The following is a 21,820-nucleotide window of genomic DNA, read 5'->3' on the forward strand; positions in this document are numbered from 1 at the left end:
ATGGAATATTAAAAGTATTTGTTATAAGCTATTTGTTTTTGCTATCCCTCCGTTTCTATACGCGTTCTCAGACAAACTGGGTTATGTTCAAAGTAATATTATTTAACGTAAAACAAAATGTATATTTACACAGTTATTTGGAAATATACACAATTCGACAAAAAATGTCGAAAAAAATACTGATATAAAGAATGATATCAGACCTTTATATGTGAGATAGTTTTCATGTATATCTAGTAAAAAAGAATGGTTATAAAGGTAAGTTTTACGATACATACTAACCAAGGTAGTGTATCCCCTTGTGAAGGCTTATTTTTGCCTTAAAGTTATGTGGAAATAAAAATCTAGATAGGGTTGTTTTTGGTCAGAATGAAGACAATATGTACTTTGAAAATAGTCATCTATTTTGTCTAAAGAGAGTTGTACGATTAGTGGACCGAAGTTGAAAGACGATAGTTTCTTACATTGTTAGAGGAATATAAGGATTACAGAATATTCGACTAACCCGTTACTACGGTCATTTTTGAGACTGTTTAAACAATAAAAAAGAAGGTGTTTTCCTCCTTAGCTACAATATCTTTTTAGTAAAGATAAGCTTAAGTAACCTCCGCTAAAGATTATATACTTAAATGATAAAGAGTTCAACAATAGTTCACATATTTTCCCAAAATTAAAAAACGGCTGTTTTATGTGGAATAAATCTACAAAACAGCCGTTTTTTTATATTAGATTTCTGTTAAGATTATTGGTTCGCCGCGTGTTACGACAACGGTATGTTCACATTGTGCAACAAGACTTTTATCAGGTGTAATGAATGTCCAACCGTCGTCACCACGCTCAATAATATGATCAGCTTTCATAGATATGAACGGTTCTACAGCGATAACAAGACCGTCTTTTAGAAGCGTATTATCCATTGGATCATAGTAGCTTAAAATGTGATTTGGTGCTTCATGTAAGCTAAGACCAATGCCGTGACCAGTTAAGTTTTGAATAACATTGTATCCACTTTTATGTGCGAAGTTTGAAACAGCACGACCAATTTGATTTTGTTTTGAGCCAGCTTTAACCTTTTTCATTGCTGCCCAAAATGCATCAACCGCTGCTTGGCAAAGCTTTTCTTTTGCCTCGTCTTCTCCAAGTACAAATGAAATACCTGTATCAGCATAATAGCCATCAAGTGCAGCAGATACATCGACGTTTACTAAATCGCCTTCTTTTAATACACGATCTCCTGGAATACCATGAGCAACTTCTTCATTTACACTAATGCAAGTTACACCTGGAAAATCATATTCTTTTTCAGGTGCAGAAATAGCACCATGCTCATCTAATACTTTTTTACCGATCAAATCAAGCTCTTTCGTTGTCATACCTGGCTTCGCTTGTTTTTTCATTTCTTCACGTGCAAGCGCAACGATGCGGCCGATTTTTCGTAAGCCTTCTAAATCTTGTTCATTACGAATAATCATGAAAACCACTGTCCTTCCTCGAATATATATCTTATCCGATTGTATCATGTTTATTTTCGTCCTGCTACTTGCTTGCGGTATGCGGGCTGATTCCTCTCACAAGGAATATATGACAATTGTCATATCGATGTCATGACGTATCATACTGTTTCCTAAGTTTTCCAGGTAATACAATGTAAATATAAGAAACAGTGGGGGTGGAGAGATGGAAAAGATTATTGAAGTAAATGGTGTTTCTAAAACATTTAAACATAAAAACGCAGTAAATAACGTTTCATTTCACGTGGATAAAGGAGAAATAGTAGCATTACTTGGACCAAATGGTGCGGGGAAGACGACGATAATTTCGATGATGCTTGGATTAAAAGATCCTACAGAAGGTACGGTTTCTATATTTGGAAAGAGTCCAAAGCAGAGAGGCGTTCGTAATAATCTTGGGGCAATGTTACAAGAAGTAAGTGTGATTGATAGCATTACAGTGGAAGAGGCAATAGAGCTATTCCGCAGTTATTATAAGAATCCTGTAGCGAAAGAAACGTTACTGCAGTTATCAAATTTAGAATCAGAGCGAAAGCAAAGATGTGAGAAATTATCAGGTGGGCAAAAAAGAAGGTTAAACTTTGCGCTTGCACTTGCGGGAAATCCGGATTTGTTATTTTTAGATGAGCCGACAGTCGGAATGGATATTACGTCTCGAAGAACGTTTTGGGAAACGATTCGAAAGTTAGCAAGTGAAGGGAAAACGATTATTTTAACGACGCATTATTTAGAAGAAGCAGATGCTTTAGCAAATCGTATCTTATTATTTGCGAACGGAAAGATTATCGCAGATGGTACACCAGACGAAATGAAAGCAACGATTTCGAGAAAAACAATCACATTTTATTCGAAGGAAAGCATTCCTACAAAATTACTAAAGGAATTACCAAATGTAACAGAAGTAAAGTCAAACGAAGGACGCTTCATTTTAACAACGGAGGATACGGATGCAACTTTAAAAGCCATTTATCAAAGGAGTTTACCTGTAACAGATGTTTCAGTTGAACGTGGAAGCCTTGATGAGGCATTTGAACAGTTTGTCGCAAATCAGAAGGGGGAAATCGCATGAGAGCGTTATGGATGCAATGCAAAATAGAAATTTTACGTACATTCCGCAATAAATTATTTATTTTTTTCTCATTATTAATGCCTGTTATGTTTTACTACATTTTTACAAATGTTGTTCAAGTACCACAAAACGGAGATGCGTGGAAGGCACACTATTTAATTTCGATGGCAACTTTCAGCATTGTAGGGACTGCACTCTTTAGTTTCGGTGTGAGACTTTCTCAGGAAAGAGGGCAAGGGTGGACACATCTTCTAAAAATTACACCGCTTCCAGAGGGAGCATATTTAACAGCAAAAATTATCGCTCAAACAGTAGTAAATGCTTTTTCAATATTAGTTATCTTTATTGCAGGGATACTAATTAATCATGTTGAGTTAACGGTAGGGCAATGGATTGGTGCGGGGCTATGGTTATTGTTAGGGGTAACACCATTTTTAGCATTAGGAACAGTAATAGGTTCCATTAAGAAGGCGGACGCAGCTGCTGGCTTAGCAAATATTTTAAATATGAGTTTAGCTATAGTTGGCGGGTTATGGATGCCGATTGAAGTATTCCCCAAAATATTAAGAACGATTGGTGAGTGGACACCGACATACCATTTCGGAAGTGGTGCGTGGGATATTGTAGCTGGAAAATCAATTGGATGGGAAAATATCGCGGTATTAGGAGGTTATTTCCTTATATTTGTTGTAGTATCAATATATATAAGAAAAAGACAGGAAGCGGTATAAATGATAGAGAAAAAGAGGATTGAGGTTTTTCCGAAACATATGGGGTTCTTTCCGTATATGTGGCTTGTTTATCTATTATTTCCAATTTATCACTTAGCGCAGGCATCAGGATGGAAGCTTGTAATAGGAAGCGGTATGTTGATAATTTTTATCGTCACATACCGTCAGCTTTATTTTGTTCAGAGAACGTTTGTTTTTTGGGCTTGTATTCAAATGGTACTCATCTTTTTATTTGCTTTATTTTATAATCCTTTTATGATATTTTTTGGCTTTTTCACAGCAAGTGCGATGGGATTTGCGCCAAATAAGAAAGTATTTCGAGTGCTGTTATGTTCGTTAGTTATAATGCTTGGAGCATTTTTATTTGTAAATATGAATCAACTAACAACTACAAGTTTAGTAAATATCGTTCCGATGTTTATTTTAATGCTTCTTACGCCATTTGGTATGCGCAATTTTAATCAGAAAAAGATGTTAAAGAACCAACTGAATGAAGCAAACGAGCAAATTAAAGACTTAGTAAAGCGTGAAGAACGGCAGCGGATTGCGAGAGATCTTCATGACACATTAGGGCATACGTTATCTCTTATTACTTTGAAAAGCCAGCTTGTAGAGAAGTTAATTGTGAAAAATCCAGAGCGTGCAAGTGTGGAAGCGAAGGAAATTACACAAACGTCTCGTACAGCCTTAAAGCAGCTGAGAGAATTAATTTCTGATATGCGTATGATTACGGTAGAAGAAGAGCTAGAGCAAATAAAGGCAATCTTACAAGCAGCTAATATTGAATTAGAAGTGAGGCAAGAAGCAAGCTCGAGCTCGTTATCACCAATTGAACAAAATATTGTCGGGATGTGTTTACGTGAGGCCGTTACAAATGTTGTAAAACATAGTAAGGCAAAGCGGTGTGCAGTTTCTGTATTAGAATCGCAAGGTGAGCTGATTTTGAAAGTAGAAGATAACGGAATTGGTTTAACAGATCAAAATCATGATGGAAATGGTATCCGCGGCATGAAAGAACGAATTGCTCTTATTGATGGATTTGTTGAACTAGGTACAATCAATCCAGGGACGTTGTTAACAGTAAAAGTTCCAGTTGTTATTAGAACAGGAAAAGATGAGGTGAGGGCATGATTCGAATTATTATTGCAGAAGATCAACGGATGCTTCGTGGTGCATTAGGTGCCTTACTTGATCTAGAAGATGATATCGAAGTAATTGGGCAAGCGGCAAACGGGGAAGAGGCGCTAAAATTAATTGAATCGTTAAAACCGGATATCAGTATTATGGATATTGAAATGCCAATTCAAAGTGGATTAGATGTTGCTGAAGCGTTAAAGAAAGAAAAATCACCATGTAAAGTTATGATTTTAACAACATTTGCACGGCCGGGATATTTTGAAAGAGCAATGAAAGCTGGCGTGCACGGCTATTTATTAAAAGATAGCCCAAGTGAAGATTTAGCAGCAGCAATTCGTAATGTAATGAAGGGGAAACGAGAGGTCTCCCAAGAGTTAATGTTCGGTCTATGGCAGGAGCAAAATCCGTTGTCAGATCGCGAAAAGGAAGTATTGTTGCTTGCGAAAGAAGGAAAGACGGCAAACGAAATTGCGAAGGCACTTTATCTTTCACCGGGTACAGTACGTAATTATATTTCTGAAGTATTAACGAAGCTCGATGCGAAAAATAGAATTGAGGCAATTACAATTGCGGAAGAAAAGGGTTGGATATAAGAAGAAGTTTACCTAAGAGGAGTAAACTTCTTCTTCTTTGTTATTGTACTTCTATTACCTTATTTACTTTTTGTAACGACTTGTAACCATGTGCTTCAAATGCCTTTGCAAATTCATTTGATACGGCAGTGCCATATAAATCTTTTGCAGCTTGTACGATGTGAGATTGAAGTGATTCAAAGTCTTCAGCGGAAGTTGCATAATTTTGCAATGCACGCATAACAACTTTGCTTACTTTTTCATTGCCTTGTTTTTGAACAGCAACACCGTTATATGTTTTACCTTCAGCTAATTGATATAATACGTGACTGATAATACCAGAATTCACGTGTGATTCTTGATTATTACCATCATTATAGAAATCTTTTAAATTTGTATATAATTTATGACCGCCGTCACCAATTTCCCTTGGGATATCACGAATTGTTAGGCCACCTAATGTATCGCCCATAATCCAGTTTCCTTTATCTTTCTTTACGTAATATTCGATTTGTGTACCCCAGAAATCCGCTAATCCCTCGTTTAGTGCAGATGTTTCAGCGCTTGGATATCTCACGACTTTATTTTTCGTCGTGCCACTGAATACAGCATGTCCAAATTCATGAGCTGTTACATCAAGAGCTGATGTTAGTTTGCCGTCTAAACCATCACCAAATACCATTTGGTTCCAAGCGGGATGCCAAAACGCATTTACATAGTCTTCTTTTATACCATCACTAACTTCAGTAGAATCAAAACCGTGTACACTAGCAACAACTTTTGAATCTTTATTATCGTAACTTTTTAGATTATGTTCTTTCTTAAAGTAATCATAAATATCACTCATGTTCTTCATAGCGCCCGCGGCTTCTTTATCTGCAAAATTAGGAGTGCTACTTGAAATTAGTGTCCCTGGATAACCAGCTTGACTATATCCCCCGAGGGAATCGGCGTAGTTTGCATTATAAATATAAATACCATTTCCGCGTGATAAATCCGCTAAATAAAATTTCCCATCAGTTCCTTTGGCAATATTGAAAGAGATGTTTTCTTGAAGTGCATTTTTCCCAGTTCCTTGCTCACTTGCAGTGGATAATCTAAGTGATGTTACTTGATTTATAGTCTTATTCTCTTTGTTTTTAATGAATTTTTCTTGGAAAAGTACTTCGCCAGTTTTTAGATCAACGATAGCATTGCCATTTATAATTTGTTCATTGTTTTCATAAGTAAATGTAATAACAGTTGCGAATGTATAATAGCCATCTTTTTTCTTATAAACAACGGTTTCGCTAGAGAATTCTGTCTCAACCGCATCACTTGGAATTTGAACTATATCGCGTAATTTAGATTTCACTTCATTTTTCGACAAAAAATTTGTTATAGTAAGATTAGGTTGTTGATTTAAATTTTGAACAACTTTACCACTAACAGTTGTGATCACTCCATTTTTATCTACTTTTACAATGAGATCTTGGCCATATACTTTATAGTTTTTATATGTTTGTGCAAGGCGAACTTCGGTTTGATTTTCTTTGGTTTCTTTATTTGTAGGTTGGAAATCTACATTTTTTTCAGTAGTGACTTGTTCTTGTTGAGCTTTAGCCCCATCTACCTCACCTTTTAAATACTTTTTAGCAATATTTTCTTTCGTATCATTTTGAGGTTGTGTTAATTTCCCGATTGTTAAACCAGGCTGAGCAATTTCAACTTTGACTGCACTTTTGTCTAATTCTTGAGCATGAATAGCTTCTGTTGATAAAGGGTAAAGAAGACCGAATGTAACGAAAGCACTGGCAAGTTTTCTATAATTCATCTATAACACTCCTAATCTATTATTGTATGTGAGATGAATTGTATGAAAAATTTGCCGAATTTTATATATATTATGCATTATTTCATATCAAAAATTGTCGAATGCACATTATTGTAGTGGTATGACAACTTAAAAAATTAGATTGTTATAATGGGATGGTGAGTAAGTATGCAAGCAGAGAAATTAGGAAGTGAAATTAAGAAAATTAGAGTGTTAAGAGGACTAACACAAAAACAGTTATCCGAGAACATATGTCATCAATCGGAAGTAAGCAGAATTGAATCGGGTGCAGTATACCCAAGTATGGATATATTGCAAGGTATTGCAGCGAAATTACAAATTCCCATTATTCATTTTTATGAGGTACTCATTTATTCGGATATTGAAAGAAAAAAACAGTTTAAAGATCAAGTCATTATGCTTTGTAAGCAAAAAAGATATAAAGAAATTTATAATAAAGTATGGAATGAGCTGAAAAAGGAAGAATATCATCCTGAATTCCAGCAATTTCTTCAATGGCAATATTATGTAGCTGCTTACGTGTTGAAAAAAGTCGATTACGAATATTGTATTTTAGAATTAAAGAAATTGCTCAATCAACAATTGACAGGAATTGATGTATATCAGAATCTTTATATTGAAAACGCAATTGCAAACATTTATGCTGAAAATGGCTATTTGAAGAAGGGTATTGATTTATTTGAACAAATATTAAAACAATTAGAGGCATTGCATGATAATGAAGAATTTGACGTGAAGGTAAGGTATAATCATGCAAAAGCATTATACTTAGATAGTCGATATGAAGAATCACTTTATCAAGTAAATAAAGCGATTGAAATATCATGCCGAATTAATAGTATGGCATTAATTGGACAGCTATATTATCAAAGAGGTGAATGCCTAAGGAAGTTGGAGTATGAAGAGGCAGAGATTGAAGATGCATATAAGAAGGCAAGTTTCTTTTTTGATATATTAGAAATGCATGCATATAAAGAAGCGCTCGTAAATAAAATCAGCAGATAAACAACCTAAAAAGTGGATATGCATAATTGCATACAATGTGAATAAATTTTCATGATATATTAAAAGTAAAAAATGTGGGTGATGGAATATGAAGAAATTACTTATTGGTAGTTTATTAACGTTAGCAATGGCATGGGGTATTTCATTAGGTGATACAACATTAGAGAAAAGTCAAATAATTTCTCATAATGATCAAGAGGTACAAGTAGCTGCAGATTTACCTTTTGAGTTTTAAAAAACAACCGCCTTATTTAGACGGTTGTTTTTTTATGGAGTAACATCCAAACGTCTTTACTAGAAACAGGTTTGCTAATAAAGAATCCTTGAATGTGATCACAATTTTGTCTATGTAAAAATTCCCATTCTTCTTCCGTTTCTACACCTTCTGCAATCACTTCTAAATTTAGTTCTTTTGATAGTGTAATAATGGAAGAGACAATTGCTTCTTCTAAAGGACTATTTGTAATTCCACAAATAAACTCTCGAGCAATTTTTAATGTGTTGATTGGATATTTTGTTAAATAAGCTAAAGAACTATAACCAGTTCCAAAGTCATCGATTGAAATTTGAATGCCGAGATTTTGAAGCTGTTCTAGTTTTGCAACTACAGATTGATTTTGATTAATTGCGATGCTTTCCGTAATTTCAATATCTAGTGCTTCTGGTTTCAGTTCTGTTTCTTCTAACACCATTGAAATAGTTGGGATTAAATCAGCATGGTTAAATTGAACAACAGATAAATTCACACCAACTTTTAAGTGAGAAAAACCTTGATTATGCCATCTTTTTGCCTCTAAACAGGCAGTACGTAAAATCCAATTACCAAGTTCAATAATAAAACCAGTTTCCTCTGCTAGAGGAATAAATTGGGCAGGAGATACGATACCGAGTTTTGGATGCTTCCAACGTATTAATGCTTCAAAACCGATAATTTCTTTTGTTTTTGTGCTTACTTGTGGTTGGTATTCAAGGAAAAATTCATTTTGTTGTAATGCTTTTGAAAGTTCACCTTCTAAGAATTGAATTTCATTTTGAGCGATACTCATTTCTTTTGAGAAGAAAACAAATCTGTTTTTTCCATTTGCCTTCGCACGGTACATAGCCATATCAGCATTTTTCATTAACTCATTTACATCAGTTCCATAATCAGGATACATCGCAATTCCGATACTCGGTGTAATAGAGAGTTCTTCGCCTTGAATGAAGAATGGTTTGTTTAAAATAGTTAAAATCTGTTCAGCTATAAAAATTGCACTTTTTTCTGAGTACATTTCTGGTAATAGAATGGTAAACTCATCTCCACCTTGGCGAGCGACGACATCTTTTGAACGCAAGCAACCGCGTAGTCTGTTTGCTACTTCAATTAATAATAAATCTCCGACGTCATGACCAAGTCTATCGTTAATTTTTTTAAATCGATCTAAATCAAGGAACATGACGGCGACATCATTTGCGTTAGTTTGGGCTGTATTCAAAATGACTTTTAAATCTTTTTCGAACTTTCGGCGATTTGGTAATCCAGTAAGTGCATCGTGAAAGGCTAAATGTTCTACTTGTTTTTGTTTTTCATATAAAGTGGTAATATCACGCGCTATCCCAAACATTCCGACCACTTCTTTGTTTATAAAAGTAGGGATAAGTGTAATATGGAGATAATAATAATAGCCTTCTTGTTCTTTTGTACGAACTTCTAACGTTTGTGGCTTACCTTCCTTTGTAATTTGTAAAGCCTTCTTAAGTAGTTCGTGGTCTTTTGAATCAATGAAGTGTACCAGAGAATAGCTTGCCACTTCGCAATAATAGGCAGTAAATAAGCTTTCGCATGCCTTATTAGATTGTTGAAAAATGCCATTCATATTTAAAGAGAAAACGGCATCGGGATGATCTTCGAATAAAGATTTATAGCGTTGTTCACTTTTTGATAATGCAAATGCACCTTCTTCAACTTCGCCCTCTAGTTGTGTAGTCAACTGTTCATATGTATGGATTAGTGCTTGATTATCTTTCCACATGTAAAGTTGCCGCAAGAATAACAAAATAAGTGATAACACGAGGCCGATTAACATGAATTTATCATCCCAAGGTTGAATGATAATAAAAGAAAAAGTAATAATTATACTAAAATAAGGTAGTATAAAACGTATATAATCGAATCGATAATATTTTGCTTTCGTTTCATGCTGCATTGGTTTATCCAAAATATATAGTATGGAAGAAAGTCCAATTAATAAAATAGAAGCAGTGTGTATTAAATAATTAATTTCAGCGGAAGTTTTCATCCCAAAATTCAATTGAAACAGATGAATATAACCGTATACGAGTATAATAGTGAAACCGATAATTAATGCGATTCTACTAGAAGAATATTGTTCTCTTCTATATAGGCTAATAACGGCGTAAATTACTAATGATTGTGCAATAAAATACCCAATTAAAATCCAAGTGTCCTTTGTTAACATGCGGAAGCTTGAAATATCTAAGATAAAAGTTAAAGTGAAATAAATGTTCATAATAATAATAAAGATGCTATCGAATGAGAATTGAGAAAGTCCCTTAATAGAGTAATTTTTTATAAACTTTATAGCAAATCCAACAAAGAGCAAAATATATTGTATGATAAAAAAAGGTAATGCTTTATATGAAAATATAGATTGATTATGCATGGAAATCGAACTAAGAAATAGGGTTATCTCCATAACTAATCCACATAGGCAAGTGCATAGTAATAAAATCCAAAATAGTTTATCACTGCGTTTCATTTTTTTAATAGCTTTATATAAACAGTGGCAAGAAAAAAGTGCAGCAAAACAGAATAAGAAAAGAATCCCAATTTCCTTTATATGCGACTCATTTGGAATAAAGAGTATCCAAAGAGCAAATATAGATATGTATATTATGACAAATTGTACATACTTTTTTTGATTAATCATATTATGACTCCGTTTCAATAAAGTTGAATCTCGGGGGAATGCTAATTTAAATAATAGCATATAAAATAGGATGTTTTTTACTATAAAAATTACTTTTTTGAAAAAATGGTGCAAAGTTACAATTTACCACTGTAACATTGCACCACTTATTCTTTTAATGCCTCTTATAGCAGAAAGTTCATCTATTAATCGGAATAGTGCTAAGTCTTTTTGTTTACTTTCAATCATAATATCGAAATTATGATTGTTTTTTTTTGCAACGTGTAAGAAGGGCTTAATAAACTCTAAATCGATATATTCAGCATGAGCCCTAAATTCTTTTTCCGATCTTGGGGAGGAAATGTGAACTTTAGGAGAGATATTTGTATGTGACCAAGTTTCAAAAATTGCAGGAAGCAACTCTTCTAGTGGTTCCTCGCAAAGATTGGCCATATGATGATGATAATCAAATACAAATGGGATATTTTCTTTTTGGCAAATTGATAAAGTTTCAGAAGTTGTATACGTTTTATCATCGTTTTCAAGGGTCATTTGTTTTTTTATATGTGCAGGAAGTTTTTTTATGTTTTCATGGAAGCGCTCAATTGCCTTTTCTTTATTTCCATAGGCTCCACCTACATGAATATTAATGTAAGAAGAATCTGCAATGCCTATAGCATCCAATATTTTATAATGATAAGTCATATCCGTAATAGCGTTAGTAGTAATATGTGGCTTGTCACTTGTAAATAAAGTAAATTGATTTGGATGAAAACTTATTCGTAAATTGTGTTCTTTAATTAAAGCCCCTATTTTACGCCAAAGTGGTGTGAATACCCCAATATAGTCAAACTCGACTTCGGGATGTGTTGCAAGTGGGACGATGGAAGACGATAGGCGATATAGCGGGATTTCATGCGCTATATTGTAATGAAGGATACGTATTGTGTGCTCTAAATTTTTCCTTATAACATGGTACAATTTGTCTTCTCGCTCTTGTTTGCTGAGTTTCTTAAAGCTTGTAAACGTCATTGTTTTGGCAGGAGAACAGTCCCAGAGTGCCATTGCATGTGAGACATATCCAAACCGCATAATCATATGAGATACACCTCTTTTATTCATTGTCTTTCCTATAAAAAGAAAGCAAGCATTGTTCCAATCCATTCTTTTCCTCTATCGATAAGAGAAGGTGGGTTTACATCGCTATAGGAAAGTACGGATGCATTCTCTAGATCTTCATGGAATTTATTTTTTACTGTTCGAATGAAATGTTTATTATATAACAGGCAGTTTATTTCATGGTTAATATATAAACTTCTCATATCAAAGTTTGCTGTTCCAATATCACAAATATCATCATCCACTATAATAATTTTGGCGTGAAAAAAACCTTGTTGAAATGCGTAAATATTGCAACCAGCCTGTATTAATTTTCGGCAGTACGGGAATTTTGCTTCTCGAACGAGAGGGTGATCAGCTTTTTCTGGAACGAGAATTGTGATTTGAACCCCTCTCTCTCTTGCTTTTAATAAGGCATTCATAATTTTTTTTCCAGGAATGAAATATGGTGTACCAATACAGATTTCTTTTTTTGCTCCGTTAATTAAATGTAAAAAAGTATGCTGTAAATAAGCACCATCAGTCGGAATAAATTGATGCATTATGGTACCTGGGTTTTGTTTTGGAAAATAAAGAGAAACATCCAATAAATTCTGTTTCGTATCATCAAACCAGTCATGCAAAAATTGCTTTTGTAAATCTTGAACCCCTTCTCCTGTAAGACGTAAATGATAGTCTCGCCATAATCCTAAATATTCATTATGCCCTAGATACTCTTCGCCGATATTAAAGCCCCCGATATAGCCAGTTTTCCCATCAATCACTGTAATTTTTCTATGATTTCTTTGATTGGCAGAAAAGAAAAGTAGAGGAAATTTTATCTTATGACAAAATGAAAAAGATACACCATGTTTTCGCAGGGAGCGAATAGCTTCGTTTGATAAATAATGGCTGCCAAATCGATCAAGTAAAAGTCGTACTTCAATTCCTTCCTGAGCCTTATCAATCAGCAACTTTAAAAATTCACGACTGATTTTATCGTTTTTTACAATGAAGAATAAAATATGAATGTGGTGCTGTGCTTGTTTTATATCAGTAAATAAGGCGTCATACAAATCTTTCCCGTATGTATAAAGGTGAAAATCACTTTGACGTAAAGGGAAAGTGCGAGAGCTTACCCGCTTTAAATGAAGAAGTCTCCCGTATGAAAGGTCAATTGTAATCCAAAGAGCAACGGATATTAACAAAAGAGATAAGTAGAGCATCAGTGAATTCCCTCCTTCGCATTCTTTTCACCTTCAGTGTGTTACAAATGATACGGGTAGCGCGGTTGTTATTATAAATTTCATCAGAGGATAGTATGTTGCACTGATTAAAGTTTCACTTTATCCCGCTTTAACGGGCAGTAAGCTTCCTACTTATAAGTAGAAGTTAGTTTGGAAATCAACTGCCCGTAAAAGCCCGATTGGTTCAACTAATAATCAGTGGGGGATGAACCACCCCTACAGATTAAAGTTTCACTTTATAGTTTCACCGAAATAAACAGCTTTATGAAAAAATGTGTTGTTCTATAACAAAAAACTGTTGACTGAATGCTCACTCATTATATAATGGGGGTAGGGGATATAATTCAGAAAATTATATATTTTTGAAGATTCTAAAAAGAAAGAGGGCTTACAAAGAGAGGGGTAGCATAAAAATGAATAGCTTACTGATCATTAATTGGCTGGCTGCCATTGCTGTTATTGCTTATGCAGGATATTTGTTTGTATATCTTATACGGACGAGAATAGCCTACATACAATTAGGAAAAAAAATTGAATTTGACCGTCGTTTTAAAGAGCGTTGGGATCTCCTTAAGGTCAATGTTTTCGGTCAGAAAAAGCTGCTGAAAGATAAGAAAAGCGGCATCATTCACGTTATGTTCTTTTACGGATTTATTCTTGTCCAATTTGGAGCAATTGACTTCGTTTGGAAAGGACTCGCACCAGGATCACATCTTCCACTTGGACCACTATACCCTGCATTTACATTCTTCCAGGAAATTGTCACACTTGTTATTTTAATTGCAGTATTTTGGGCTTTTCATAGACGTTATGTAGAAAAGCTTGTTCGTTTAAAACGTAACTTCAAATCAGGTCTTGTTCTTATCTTTATCGGTGGTTTAATGATCTCTGTGCTACTTGGTAACGGTATGGGACTTATATGGCATGGCGAGGAGCTTTCATGGAGTGAACCAATTGCTTCTGCAATCGCTTACGTTTTTAGCGGGATAAATGAAACCGTAGCCATTTCAGTGTTCTATTTCTCTTGGTGGGTGCATTTACTAATTTTGTTAACGTTTTTAGTGTATGTTCCACAATCAAAACATGCGCATTTAATTGCAGGACCAGCTAATGTATTTTTCGGTCGTATTTCAAATCCAGGGAAGCTTGAAAAGATTGATTTTGAAGATGAAACACAAGAAACATTTGGTGTTGGTAAAATTGAAGACTTTAGACAAAATCAACTTATTGACTTATACGCTTGTGTAGAGTGTGGCCGTTGTACAAATATGTGTCCAGCAACAGGCACAGGAAAAATGTTATCGCCGATGGACTTAATATTAAAACTTCGCGATCATTTAACTGATAAAGGGGCTGCGGTAACATCAAAGGCACCGTGGGTTCCAGTAGTTGCCTTCAATAATACACAAGGAAATCAGTTAGCGATGATGGCAGCTGGAAAAGGACAACAAGAATCAGCGGCTACAACGCTCGCTTACGATCCGAGTTTAATCGGAGATGTTATTACAGAAGAAGAGATTTGGGCATGTACAACGTGTCGTAACTGTGAAGATCAATGTCCAGTTATGAATGAGCATGTTGACAAAATTATTGATTTACGTCGATATCTCGTTTTAACAGAAGGAAAAATGGACGCGGAAGCACAACGCGCGATGACAAACATCGAGCGTCAAGGAAATCCGTGGGGTCTGAACCGTAAAGAGCGTGAAACATGGCGCCAAGGTGATGACGAAGTAATAGTTCCAACTGTAAAAGAAAAATCAAAAGCTGGTGAGGAATTCGAGTATTTATTCTGGGTTGGTTCAATGGGATCATACGACAACCGTAGTCAGAAGATTGCAATATCATTTGCGAAGTTAATGAACGAAGCAGGCATTTCATTCGCAATTCTCGGTAATAAAGAAAAGAATTCTGGAGATACACCACGTCGCCTCGGAAATGAATTTGTATTCCAAGAGATGGCGACAAAGAATATCGAAGAATTTGAAAAGGCAGGAGTGAAGAAAATCGTTACGATTGATCCTCATGCTTATAACACATTTAAAAATGAGTATCCGGACTTTGGCTTGCAAGCAGAAGTCTATCATCATACAGAATTGTTAGCCCAGTGGGTGAAAGAAGGGCGCTTAAAGCCTGTTCATGCTATTGAAGAAACAGTTACGTACCATGATTCCTGTTATTTAGGAAGATACAACGAAGTGTACGAAGCGCCACGTGACATTTTGAAAGCGATTCCTGGAGTGAATCTTGTAGAAATGGCACGTAACCGTGAGACTGGAATGTGTTGTGGCGCAGGTGGTGGCTTAATGTGGATGGAAGAAACAACAGGCTCTCGTATTAACGTTGCTCGTACAGAACAAGCATTAGCTGTACAGCCATCCATTATCGGTACAGGTTGTCCATATTGCTTAACGATGATCAGTGATGGCACGAAAGCGAAAGAGGTAGAAGAAAAAGTTCAAACTCTTGATGTGACAGAGATTTTAGAACGATCTGTTATCGGACAGAAAAAAGAAGCGATGTAGTTTATAAGAATGTATACAACTTTAGAAAGAGGTGCAATGATTGCACCTCTTCTCAACGTAGGGATACCGAGCGAGCGCTCAGTGTTAAAAAATGAAATGGGGGAAAGAAACATGAGTAAAACAGTTATTTTAAGTGCTGCAAGAACACCAGTTGGAAAATTCGGAGGATCTTTAAAAGATGTAAAAGCGACGGAACTTGGAGGAATTGCAATTAAAGCAGCGCTTGAAAGAGCAAATGTTGCAGCTAGTGATGTTGAAGAAGTTATATTTGGAACGGTTATTCAAGGTGGACAGGGACAAATTCCATCGCGCCAAGCTGCAAGGGCTGCAGGAATCCCTTGGGAAGTGCAGACGGAAACAGTCAATAAAGTTTGTGCATCAGGCCTTCGTGCGGTTACGTTAGCGGATCAGATTATTCGTACTGGCGATCAATCACTGATTGTAGCTGGTGGTATGGAGTCGATGAGTAACAGTCCTTACATTTTACGCGGAGCAAGATGGGGATACAGAATGGGCAACAACGAAGTTATTGATTTAAACGTTGCTGACGGTTTAACATGCGCATTTTCAGGTACACACATGGGTGTTTATGGCGGAGAAGTTGCGAAGGAAGATGGAATTTCTCGCGAAGCGCAAGATGAATGGGCATATCGTAGCCATCAGCGTGCGGTTTCAGCGCATAAAGAAGGACGTTTTGAAGAGGAGATCGTTCCAGTAACGATCCCGCAAAGAAAAGGCGATTCTATTGTCGTTGCAAAGGATGAGGCGCCACGTGAAGATACAACGATTGAAAAGTTAGCAAAGTTAAAACCTGTATTTGATAAGACAGCGGCGGTGACAGCGGGTAATGCGCCAGGCTTGAACGATGGTGGTGCCGCACTTGTATTAATGAGCGAAGACAGAGCGAAGCAAGAAGGAAGAAAGCCATTAGCGACAATTTTGGCGCATACAGCAATTGCAGTGGAATCTAAAGATTTCCCAAGAACGCCAGGTTATGCAATTAACGCATTGCTTGAAAAAACAGGCAAGACAATTGAAGATATCGATTTATTCGAGATTAATGAAGCATTTGCAGCGGTAGCAATTGCAAGTACAGAAATCGCAGGAATTGATCCAGAAAAATTGAATGTAAATGGCGGCGCAGTAGCGATGGGACATCCAATTGGAGCAAGCGGAGCGCGCATTATCGTTACACTAATCCATGCGCTTAAGCAGCGCGGCGGCGGAATTGGAATTGCTTCGATTTGTAGCGGTGGCGGTCAAGGGGACGCAGTGATGATTGAAGTTCACTAATTAAAGTTCGAGGGTATAAAATTTATTAACAATTAAGGGGGAAGAAAAAATGGGTGTACAAAACATTGTTGTAATTGGTGCAGGGCAAATGGGATCAGGAATTGCACAAGTATGTGCAATGGCAGGATATGACGTGAAGGTACAAGATTTAAAACAAGAGCAATTAGATAGAGGTTTGGTTATCATTACGAAAAACTTAGCGCGCCAAGTAGAAAAAGGACGCATGAAGGAAGAAGAGAAGGAAGCGACATTAAATCGTCTTACAGTAACGCTTGATTTAGATTGTGTGAAAGAAGCGGATCTTATTATTGAAGCAGCTGTTGAGAAAATGGATATTAAAAAGAAAATCTTTGCGAATCTAGATGAAATTGCTCCAGAACACGCAATTTTAGCGACGAATACGTCATCTCTGCCAATTACAGAAATTGCAGCGGTAACGAAGCGTCCGGAAAAAGTAATCGGTATGCACTTTATGAATCCAGTTCCAGTTATGAAGCTTGTTGAGATTATTCGTGGTTTGGCTACAGATGATGCGGTATATGAAGCAATTGAAGATATTACGAAAAAAATTGGGAAAGTACCAGTTGAAGTAAATGATTTCCCAGGTTTTGTATCAAACCGCATTTTGTTACCGATGATTAACGAAGCAATTTATACGTTATATGAAGGTGTAGCGACGAAAGAAGCAATTGATGAAGTAATGAAGCTGGGTATGAACCATCCGATGGGGCCTTTGACGCTCGCTGATTTTATCGGTTTAGATACGTGTTTATACATTATGGAAGTGTTGCATGAAGGATTAGGAGATAGTAAATATCGCCCATGTCCGTTATTACGTAAGTATGTGAATGCAGGATGGTTAGGTCGTAAAACAGGTCGTGGATTCTACGTTTACGAATAAATTCCCCCTTTGTTACAAAATAGTGGTCTTACCAAATTGTTAAAAGGATATATAGCAAATGGAGGCGGAGTATATGAACTTTCGTTTTAATGAAGAGCAGCAAATGATGAGGAAAATGGTTCGGGATTTTGCACAGAAGGAAATAGCTCCCTTTGTTCCTAGTATGGAACAAGGGGTGTTCCCAAAAGAGGTTTTACAAAATATGGGTAATCTTGGATTAATGGGGATTCCAGCGCCTGCAAAATACGGCGGGGCAGAAATGGATTTTATTTCTTACATTCTAGCAATTGAGGAAATCTCAAAGGTAAGTGCAACAGTTGGTGTAATTTTAGCTGTACATACGTCAGTTGGAATGAATCCGATTTTATATTTCGGAACAGAAGAACAGAAGAAAAAATATGTTTCTAAACTTGCAACCGGGGAATATTTAGGCGCATTTGCTTTAACAGAGCCAAATGCAGGATCGGATGCAGGGAGTTTGAAATCAAGAGCTGTAAAAAAAGGCGATCATTATATTATTAATGGATCGAAAGTGTTTATTACAAATGGTGGTGAAGCAAGTACGTACATTGTATTCGCTTCTACAAATCCAGATGCAGGAAAAAGTGGTATTTCTGCATTTATAGTAGAGAAAGATACACCTGGTTTAATCATCGGAAAAGATGAACATAAGATGGGGCTTCTCGGTTCTCGTACGGTACAACTTACTTTTGAAGATATGAAAGTGCCAGCTGAGAATTTACTTGGGGAAGAAGGACAAGGATTCAAGGTGGCAATGGCGAATTTAGATGTTGGGCGAATTGGAATCGGTGCACAGGCGTTAGGAATTGCTGAAGCGGCGCTTGCATGTGCGATTGATTATGCAAAAGAACGAGAGCAATTTGGGAAACCAATTGCGGCGCAGCAAGGGATTGGCTTCAAGCTTGCAGATATGGCAACAAGTGTCGAAGCAGCAAGGTTACTCGTATATAGAGCGGCGTCTCTTAGGGCGCAAGGATTACCATGCGGTAAAGAAGCATCTATTGCGAAATTATTTGCTTCTAAGACAGCAGTTGAAGTCGCGATTGAAGCGGTGCAAGTATTTGGTGGTTACGGTTATACGAAAGACTATCCAGTAGAACGATTTTTCCGTGATGCGAAAATCACGCAAATATATGAAGGAACAAGTGAAATACAGAAACTTGTTATTAGCCGTGCTTTATAAAAGGGCGAGGGGGAGACGGAGATGCATTTTAAACTATCAGAAGAACATGAAATGATAAGAAAAATGGTTCGAGATTTTGCTAAAAATGAAGTAGCACCAACAGCAGCTGAGCGTGATGAGGAAGAGAGATTTGATCGAGAGTTATTTGATCAAATGGCAGAGCTTGGTTTAACCGGTATTCCGTGGCCTGAAGAATACGGCGGAATTGGAAGCGATTACTTAGCGTACGTAATTGCTATTGAAGAATTATCTCGAGTTTGTGCTTCAACAGGTGTAACACTATCTGCACATACTTCACTTGCGGGATGGCCAATTTTTAAATTTGGGACAGAAGAACAAAAGCAAAAGTTTTTACGACCGATGGCTGAAGGGAAGAAAATTGGTGCATACGGCTTAACGGAGCCAGGATCTGGATCGGATGCTGGTGGAATGAAGACAATCGCAAAGAGAGATGGCGACCATTATATTTTAAATGGATCAAAAATTTTCATTACAAATGGCGGTATTGCTGATATTTATGTTGTTTTTGCGCTAACTGATCCTGAATCGAAGCAGCGCGGTACGAGTGCATTTATTGTAGAAAGTGATACACCGGGATTTTCAGTTGGGAAGAAGGAGAGCAAGCTAGGGATTCGCTCTTCACCAACGACTGAAATTATGTTTGAAGATTGCCGTATTCCTGTAGAGAATCTACTTGGAGAAGAGGGGCAAGGATTTAAAGTTGCGATGCAAACATTAGATGGAGGTCGTAACGGTATTGCGGCGCAAGCTGTTGGTATTGCACAAGGGGCTTTAGATGCTTCTGTAGAATATGCAAGGGAGCGCCATCAATTTGGAAAGCCAATTGCGGCGCAGCAAGGGATTGGGTTTAAACTTGCGGATATGGCAACAGATGTAGAAGCGGCACGCCTTTTAACATATCAAGCGGCTTGGCTTGAATCAGAAGGGCTTCCGTATGGAAAAGAATCAGCGATGTCAAAAGTATTTGCGGGGGATACAGCGATGAAGGTGACGACTGAAGCGGTGCAAGTATTTGGTGGTTACGGTTATACGAAAGATTATCCAGTAGAGCGTTATATGCGAGATGCAAAGATTACACAAATATATGAAGGAACACAAGAGATTCAGAGGCTTGTAATTTCTCGTATGTTAACGAAGTAGGAACGAAAGCGTAGGTATTTTCCTACGCTTTTTCCTTCCAAAAAATAATAGAGAGAGGTGAAGGTAATGGTTAAACATAATGTACATGCATCGGTGAAAGATGAAAAATTAGTTGCGTTAAGACGTGAACAAATGATTAAAGGTGCGGTGCAACTGTTTAAACAAAAAGGATTTCCGCGTACAACAACGAGAGAGATTGCAAAAGCGGCGGGATTTAGTATAGGGACACTTTATGAGTACATTCGTACAAAAGATGATGTTTTGTATTTAGTTTGTGATAGTATATATGAACATGTAAAAGAACGATTAGAGGAAGTAGTATGTACAGAAAAAGGGAGTATAGAAAGTTTAAAGATAGCGATAACGAATTACTTTAAAGTGATGGACGAATTACAAGAAGAAGTATTAATTATGTATCAAGAAGTACGTTTTTTACCGAAAGAATCTCTCCCATATGTATTAGAAAAAGAGTTTCAAATGGTAGGAATGTTTGAGGATATTTTAGAACAGTGTACGGAAAATGGAACGTTTATATTAAATAAAAAAGAAATACAGCTTCTTGCACATAATATTTTTATACAAGGACAAATGTGGGGGTTTAGACGCTGGGCGCTGCAAAAACTGTATACGCTTGAAGAATACACAGAAATGCAAATTAGGTATGTGTTGCAAGGTGCCCATATGCTTCCGAAATAAGGAACAGACAAATTATTAATTTTATTACCATATAAAAGTTTCCCGTTTTTTTTGTAGCATATTTGTGCGACTTTTGTTTATAATGAATAGTATGGATTTTTTTAAGCAGACCGTTATATATAAGGTTATATTTGATGAAAGGAAGTGCCGCATAAGTGAATTTTAAGCAATATTCACCAGAAGAGCTAAAAGAATGTTCAATGATTGAAGTTGTACATAGCGTTTTAGGGGATAAAAGACAAGCAACGACATTCAACGAGTTGGTTCAAGAAATCGCTCAAGTGCTGGGACTATCTCAAGAGCAAGTTAATGCGAAACTCGCACAATTTTATACAGACTTAAACATCGATGGACGTTTCATTAATTTAGGAGAAAATCGTTGGGGACTACGCAGCTGGTACCCATATGAGCAAATTGATGAAGAAATCTTACCGCAGCCAAAACCGAAGAAGAAACGTAAAGTTGAAGAAGACGGTTTTGACGACTACATTGAAGAAGATGAAGATGACTTTGACGATGCAGACGGAAATGCAGACGAAGAAGATGATGTAGAAGATTTGGACAAGGTTCTTGAAGAAGAAGACGGAGATGACGACGATCTTGATGATTTAGAAGAAGATGAAGAAGACGACTTCGCTGAAGAAGAACTTGAGTATGATGAAACTGAAGAAGAAGAGGAAGAACTGTAGTTCTTGACTTTTCATTATCGTCCATGTAGAATCATTTTTGGGCTCTTTAAAAAAGGACGATAATACTTTTAAAGTGTAAATATAAAAGAAAATTGCTCCCTACTTATTACTTTATGTGATGAGGGGAGCAATTTTCTTTTTTGTTTTTTGTTTAGAAAATAAAAAGAGTCTAACAATAAGATGGATACAGTGTTATCTACATACGTTGCGCTTTGCAACGGTGATTATATAACAGCAA

The 21,820-nt window shown here is 36.4% G+C and carries 18 protein-coding genes; 13 read left to right on the forward strand and 5 right to left on the reverse strand.

The window, feature by feature from the left end:
* Positions 1-725: 725 nt before the first annotated feature.
* Positions 726-1,520 carry a type I methionyl aminopeptidase gene (map, locus tag DN403_RS04260; protein ID WP_002083543.1) on the reverse strand — a complete coding sequence of 265 codons (795 nt, stop codon included), beginning with the start codon at positions 1,518-1,520 and terminating at the stop codon, positions 726-728.
* 157 nt (positions 1,521-1,677) lie between these two features.
* Between map and DN403_RS04265 the strand changes: the two genes are divergently transcribed.
* From DN403_RS04265 to DN403_RS04280, 4 genes are read left to right on the forward strand one after another with little or no spacing between them, the layout of a single operon-like run.
* Positions 1,678-2,580 carry an ABC transporter ATP-binding protein gene (locus DN403_RS04265; protein ID WP_000411122.1) on the forward strand — a complete coding sequence of 301 codons (903 nt, stop codon included), beginning with the start codon at positions 1,678-1,680 and terminating at the stop codon, positions 2,578-2,580.
* Positions 2,577-3,311, forward strand: a complete 735-nt coding sequence (locus DN403_RS04270) for an ABC transporter permease (RefSeq protein ID WP_001202431.1) — start codon at positions 2,577-2,579, stop codon at positions 3,309-3,311. The genes DN403_RS04265 and DN403_RS04270 overlap by 4 nt, the downstream gene beginning before the upstream one ends.
* Positions 3,312-4,442 carry a sensor histidine kinase gene (locus DN403_RS04275; RefSeq protein WP_149185312.1) on the forward strand — a complete coding sequence of 377 codons (1,131 nt, stop codon included), beginning with the start codon at positions 3,312-3,314 and terminating at the stop codon, positions 4,440-4,442. It begins immediately after the preceding gene.
* A complete protein-coding gene (locus DN403_RS04280; protein ID WP_000619243.1) occupies positions 4,439-5,041 on the forward strand; it encodes a response regulator transcription factor in 603 nt (200 codons plus the stop codon). Before DN403_RS04275 ends, DN403_RS04280 begins: the two co-directional genes overlap by 4 nt.
* 40 nt (positions 5,042-5,081) lie before the next feature.
* Here the strand turns inward: DN403_RS04280 and DN403_RS04285 are convergent, their stop codons facing one another.
* Positions 5,082-6,833, reverse strand: a complete 1,752-nt coding sequence (locus DN403_RS04285) for a M4 family metallopeptidase (RefSeq protein ID WP_001109523.1) — start codon at positions 6,831-6,833, stop codon at positions 5,082-5,084.
* Between the two features lie 168 nt (positions 6,834-7,001).
* Between DN403_RS04285 and DN403_RS04290 the strand changes: the two genes are divergently transcribed.
* The gene (locus DN403_RS04290; protein ID WP_001147494.1) at positions 7,002-7,859 is read left to right on the forward strand and encodes a helix-turn-helix domain-containing protein; all 858 of its coding nucleotides are present in this window, start codon (positions 7,002-7,004) and stop codon (positions 7,857-7,859) included.
* Between the two features lie 88 nt (positions 7,860-7,947).
* A complete protein-coding gene (locus DN403_RS04295) occupies positions 7,948-8,094 on the forward strand; it encodes a quorum-sensing peptide PapR (protein ID WP_000734733.1) in 147 nt (48 codons plus the stop codon).
* A gap of 16 nt (positions 8,095-8,110) precedes the next feature.
* Here DN403_RS04295 and DN403_RS04300 read toward each other — a convergent pair whose 3' ends face one another.
* From DN403_RS04300 to cls, 3 genes are all read right to left on the reverse strand, one after another.
* Positions 8,111-10,789, reverse strand: coding sequence for a DUF4084 domain-containing protein (locus DN403_RS04300; RefSeq protein WP_014894856.1), 2,679 nt, complete (start codon positions 10,787-10,789; stop codon positions 8,111-8,113).
* Positions 10,790-10,912: 123 nt separating this feature from the next.
* Entirely contained in the window at positions 10,913-11,866 is a 954-nt protein-coding gene (gene uvsE / locus DN403_RS04305) for a UV DNA damage repair endonuclease UvsE (RefSeq protein ID WP_002083552.1), read from the reverse strand.
* A 32-nt stretch (positions 11,867-11,898) separates the two neighbouring features.
* On the reverse strand, positions 11,899-13,092 hold the full coding sequence (gene cls / locus DN403_RS04310) for a cardiolipin synthase (RefSeq protein WP_000966425.1): 1,194 nt from the start codon (positions 13,090-13,092) through the stop codon (positions 11,899-11,901).
* A gap of 434 nt (positions 13,093-13,526) precedes the next feature.
* On the opposite strand from cls, the gene DN403_RS04315 reads away from it, so the two are divergent.
* From DN403_RS04315 to rpoE, 7 genes are all read left to right on the forward strand, one after another.
* Positions 13,527-15,638, forward strand: a complete 2,112-nt coding sequence (locus DN403_RS04315; RefSeq protein ID WP_001086752.1) for a (Fe-S)-binding protein — start codon at positions 13,527-13,529, stop codon at positions 15,636-15,638.
* A 9-nt stretch (positions 15,639-15,647) separates the two neighbouring features.
* The gene (locus tag DN403_RS04320; protein ID WP_002083553.1) at positions 15,648-16,931 is read left to right on the forward strand and encodes an acetyl-CoA C-acetyltransferase; all 1,284 of its coding nucleotides are present in this window, start codon (positions 15,648-15,650) and stop codon (positions 16,929-16,931) included.
* Between the two features lie 49 nt (positions 16,932-16,980).
* On the forward strand, positions 16,981-17,832 hold the full coding sequence (locus tag DN403_RS04325) for a 3-hydroxybutyryl-CoA dehydrogenase (protein WP_000538876.1): 852 nt from the start codon (positions 16,981-16,983) through the stop codon (positions 17,830-17,832).
* A gap of 73 nt (positions 17,833-17,905) precedes the next feature.
* Positions 17,906-19,036 carry an acyl-CoA dehydrogenase gene (locus tag DN403_RS04330; RefSeq protein WP_137073811.1) on the forward strand — a complete coding sequence of 377 codons (1,131 nt, stop codon included), beginning with the start codon at positions 17,906-17,908 and terminating at the stop codon, positions 19,034-19,036.
* 21 nt (positions 19,037-19,057) lie between these two features.
* Positions 19,058-20,197, forward strand: coding sequence for an acyl-CoA dehydrogenase AcdA (gene acdA / locus DN403_RS04335; protein WP_000545543.1), 1,140 nt, complete (start codon positions 19,058-19,060; stop codon positions 20,195-20,197).
* Between the two features lie 66 nt (positions 20,198-20,263).
* Positions 20,264-20,893 (forward strand): TetR/AcrR family transcriptional regulator, encoded by a 630-nt coding sequence (locus DN403_RS04340; protein ID WP_000238594.1) that lies wholly within the window; start codon positions 20,264-20,266, stop codon positions 20,891-20,893.
* A 155-nt stretch (positions 20,894-21,048) separates the two neighbouring features.
* Positions 21,049-21,582, forward strand: a complete 534-nt coding sequence (gene rpoE, locus DN403_RS04345) for a DNA-directed RNA polymerase subunit delta (RefSeq protein ID WP_001009774.1) — start codon at positions 21,049-21,051, stop codon at positions 21,580-21,582.
* The last annotated feature ends 238 nt before the right edge of the window (positions 21,583-21,820 follow it).

This window comes from Bacillus sp. AY2-1 (genome assembly GCF_008368965.1).
Taxonomy (GTDB): Bacteria; Bacillota; Bacilli; order Bacillales; family Bacillaceae_G; genus Bacillus_A; species Bacillus_A thuringiensis_S.

Bases quoted from the DNA above. Each gene is read 5' to 3' on its own strand.
- map (WP_002083543.1), bottom strand. From the start codon at position 1,520: ATGATACAATCGGATAAGATATATATTCGAGGAAGGACAGTGGTTTTC.
- DN403_RS04265 (WP_000411122.1), top strand. From the start codon at position 1,678: ATGGAAAAGATTATTGAAGTAAATGGTGTTTCTAAAACATTTAAACAT.
- DN403_RS04270 (WP_001202431.1), top strand. From the start codon at position 2,577: ATGAGAGCGTTATGGATGCAATGCAAAATAGAAATTTTACGTACATTC.
- DN403_RS04275 (WP_149185312.1), top strand. From the start codon at position 3,312: ATGATAGAGAAAAAGAGGATTGAGGTTTTTCCGAAACATATGGGGTTC.
- DN403_RS04280 (WP_000619243.1), top strand. From the start codon at position 4,439: ATGATTCGAATTATTATTGCAGAAGATCAACGGATGCTTCGTGGTGCA.
- DN403_RS04285 (WP_001109523.1), bottom strand. From the start codon at position 6,833: ATGAATTATAGAAAACTTGCCAGTGCTTTCGTTACATTCGGTCTTCTT.
- DN403_RS04290 (WP_001147494.1), top strand. From the start codon at position 7,002: ATGCAAGCAGAGAAATTAGGAAGTGAAATTAAGAAAATTAGAGTGTTA.
- DN403_RS04295 (WP_000734733.1), top strand. From the start codon at position 7,948: ATGAAGAAATTACTTATTGGTAGTTTATTAACGTTAGCAATGGCATGG.
- DN403_RS04300 (WP_014894856.1), bottom strand. From the start codon at position 10,789: ATGATTAATCAAAAAAAGTATGTACAATTTGTCATAATATACATATCT.
- uvsE (WP_002083552.1), bottom strand. From the start codon at position 11,866: ATGATTATGCGGTTTGGATATGTCTCACATGCAATGGCACTCTGGGAC.
- cls (WP_000966425.1), bottom strand. From the start codon at position 13,092: ATGCTCTACTTATCTCTTTTGTTAATATCCGTTGCTCTTTGGATTACA.
- DN403_RS04315 (WP_001086752.1), top strand. From the start codon at position 13,527: ATGAATAGCTTACTGATCATTAATTGGCTGGCTGCCATTGCTGTTATT.
- DN403_RS04320 (WP_002083553.1), top strand. From the start codon at position 15,648: ATGTATACAACTTTAGAAAGAGGTGCAATGATTGCACCTCTTCTCAAC.
- DN403_RS04325 (WP_000538876.1), top strand. From the start codon at position 16,981: ATGGGTGTACAAAACATTGTTGTAATTGGTGCAGGGCAAATGGGATCA.
- DN403_RS04330 (WP_137073811.1), top strand. From the start codon at position 17,906: ATGAACTTTCGTTTTAATGAAGAGCAGCAAATGATGAGGAAAATGGTT.
- acdA (WP_000545543.1), top strand. From the start codon at position 19,058: ATGCATTTTAAACTATCAGAAGAACATGAAATGATAAGAAAAATGGTT.
- DN403_RS04340 (WP_000238594.1), top strand. From the start codon at position 20,264: ATGGTTAAACATAATGTACATGCATCGGTGAAAGATGAAAAATTAGTT.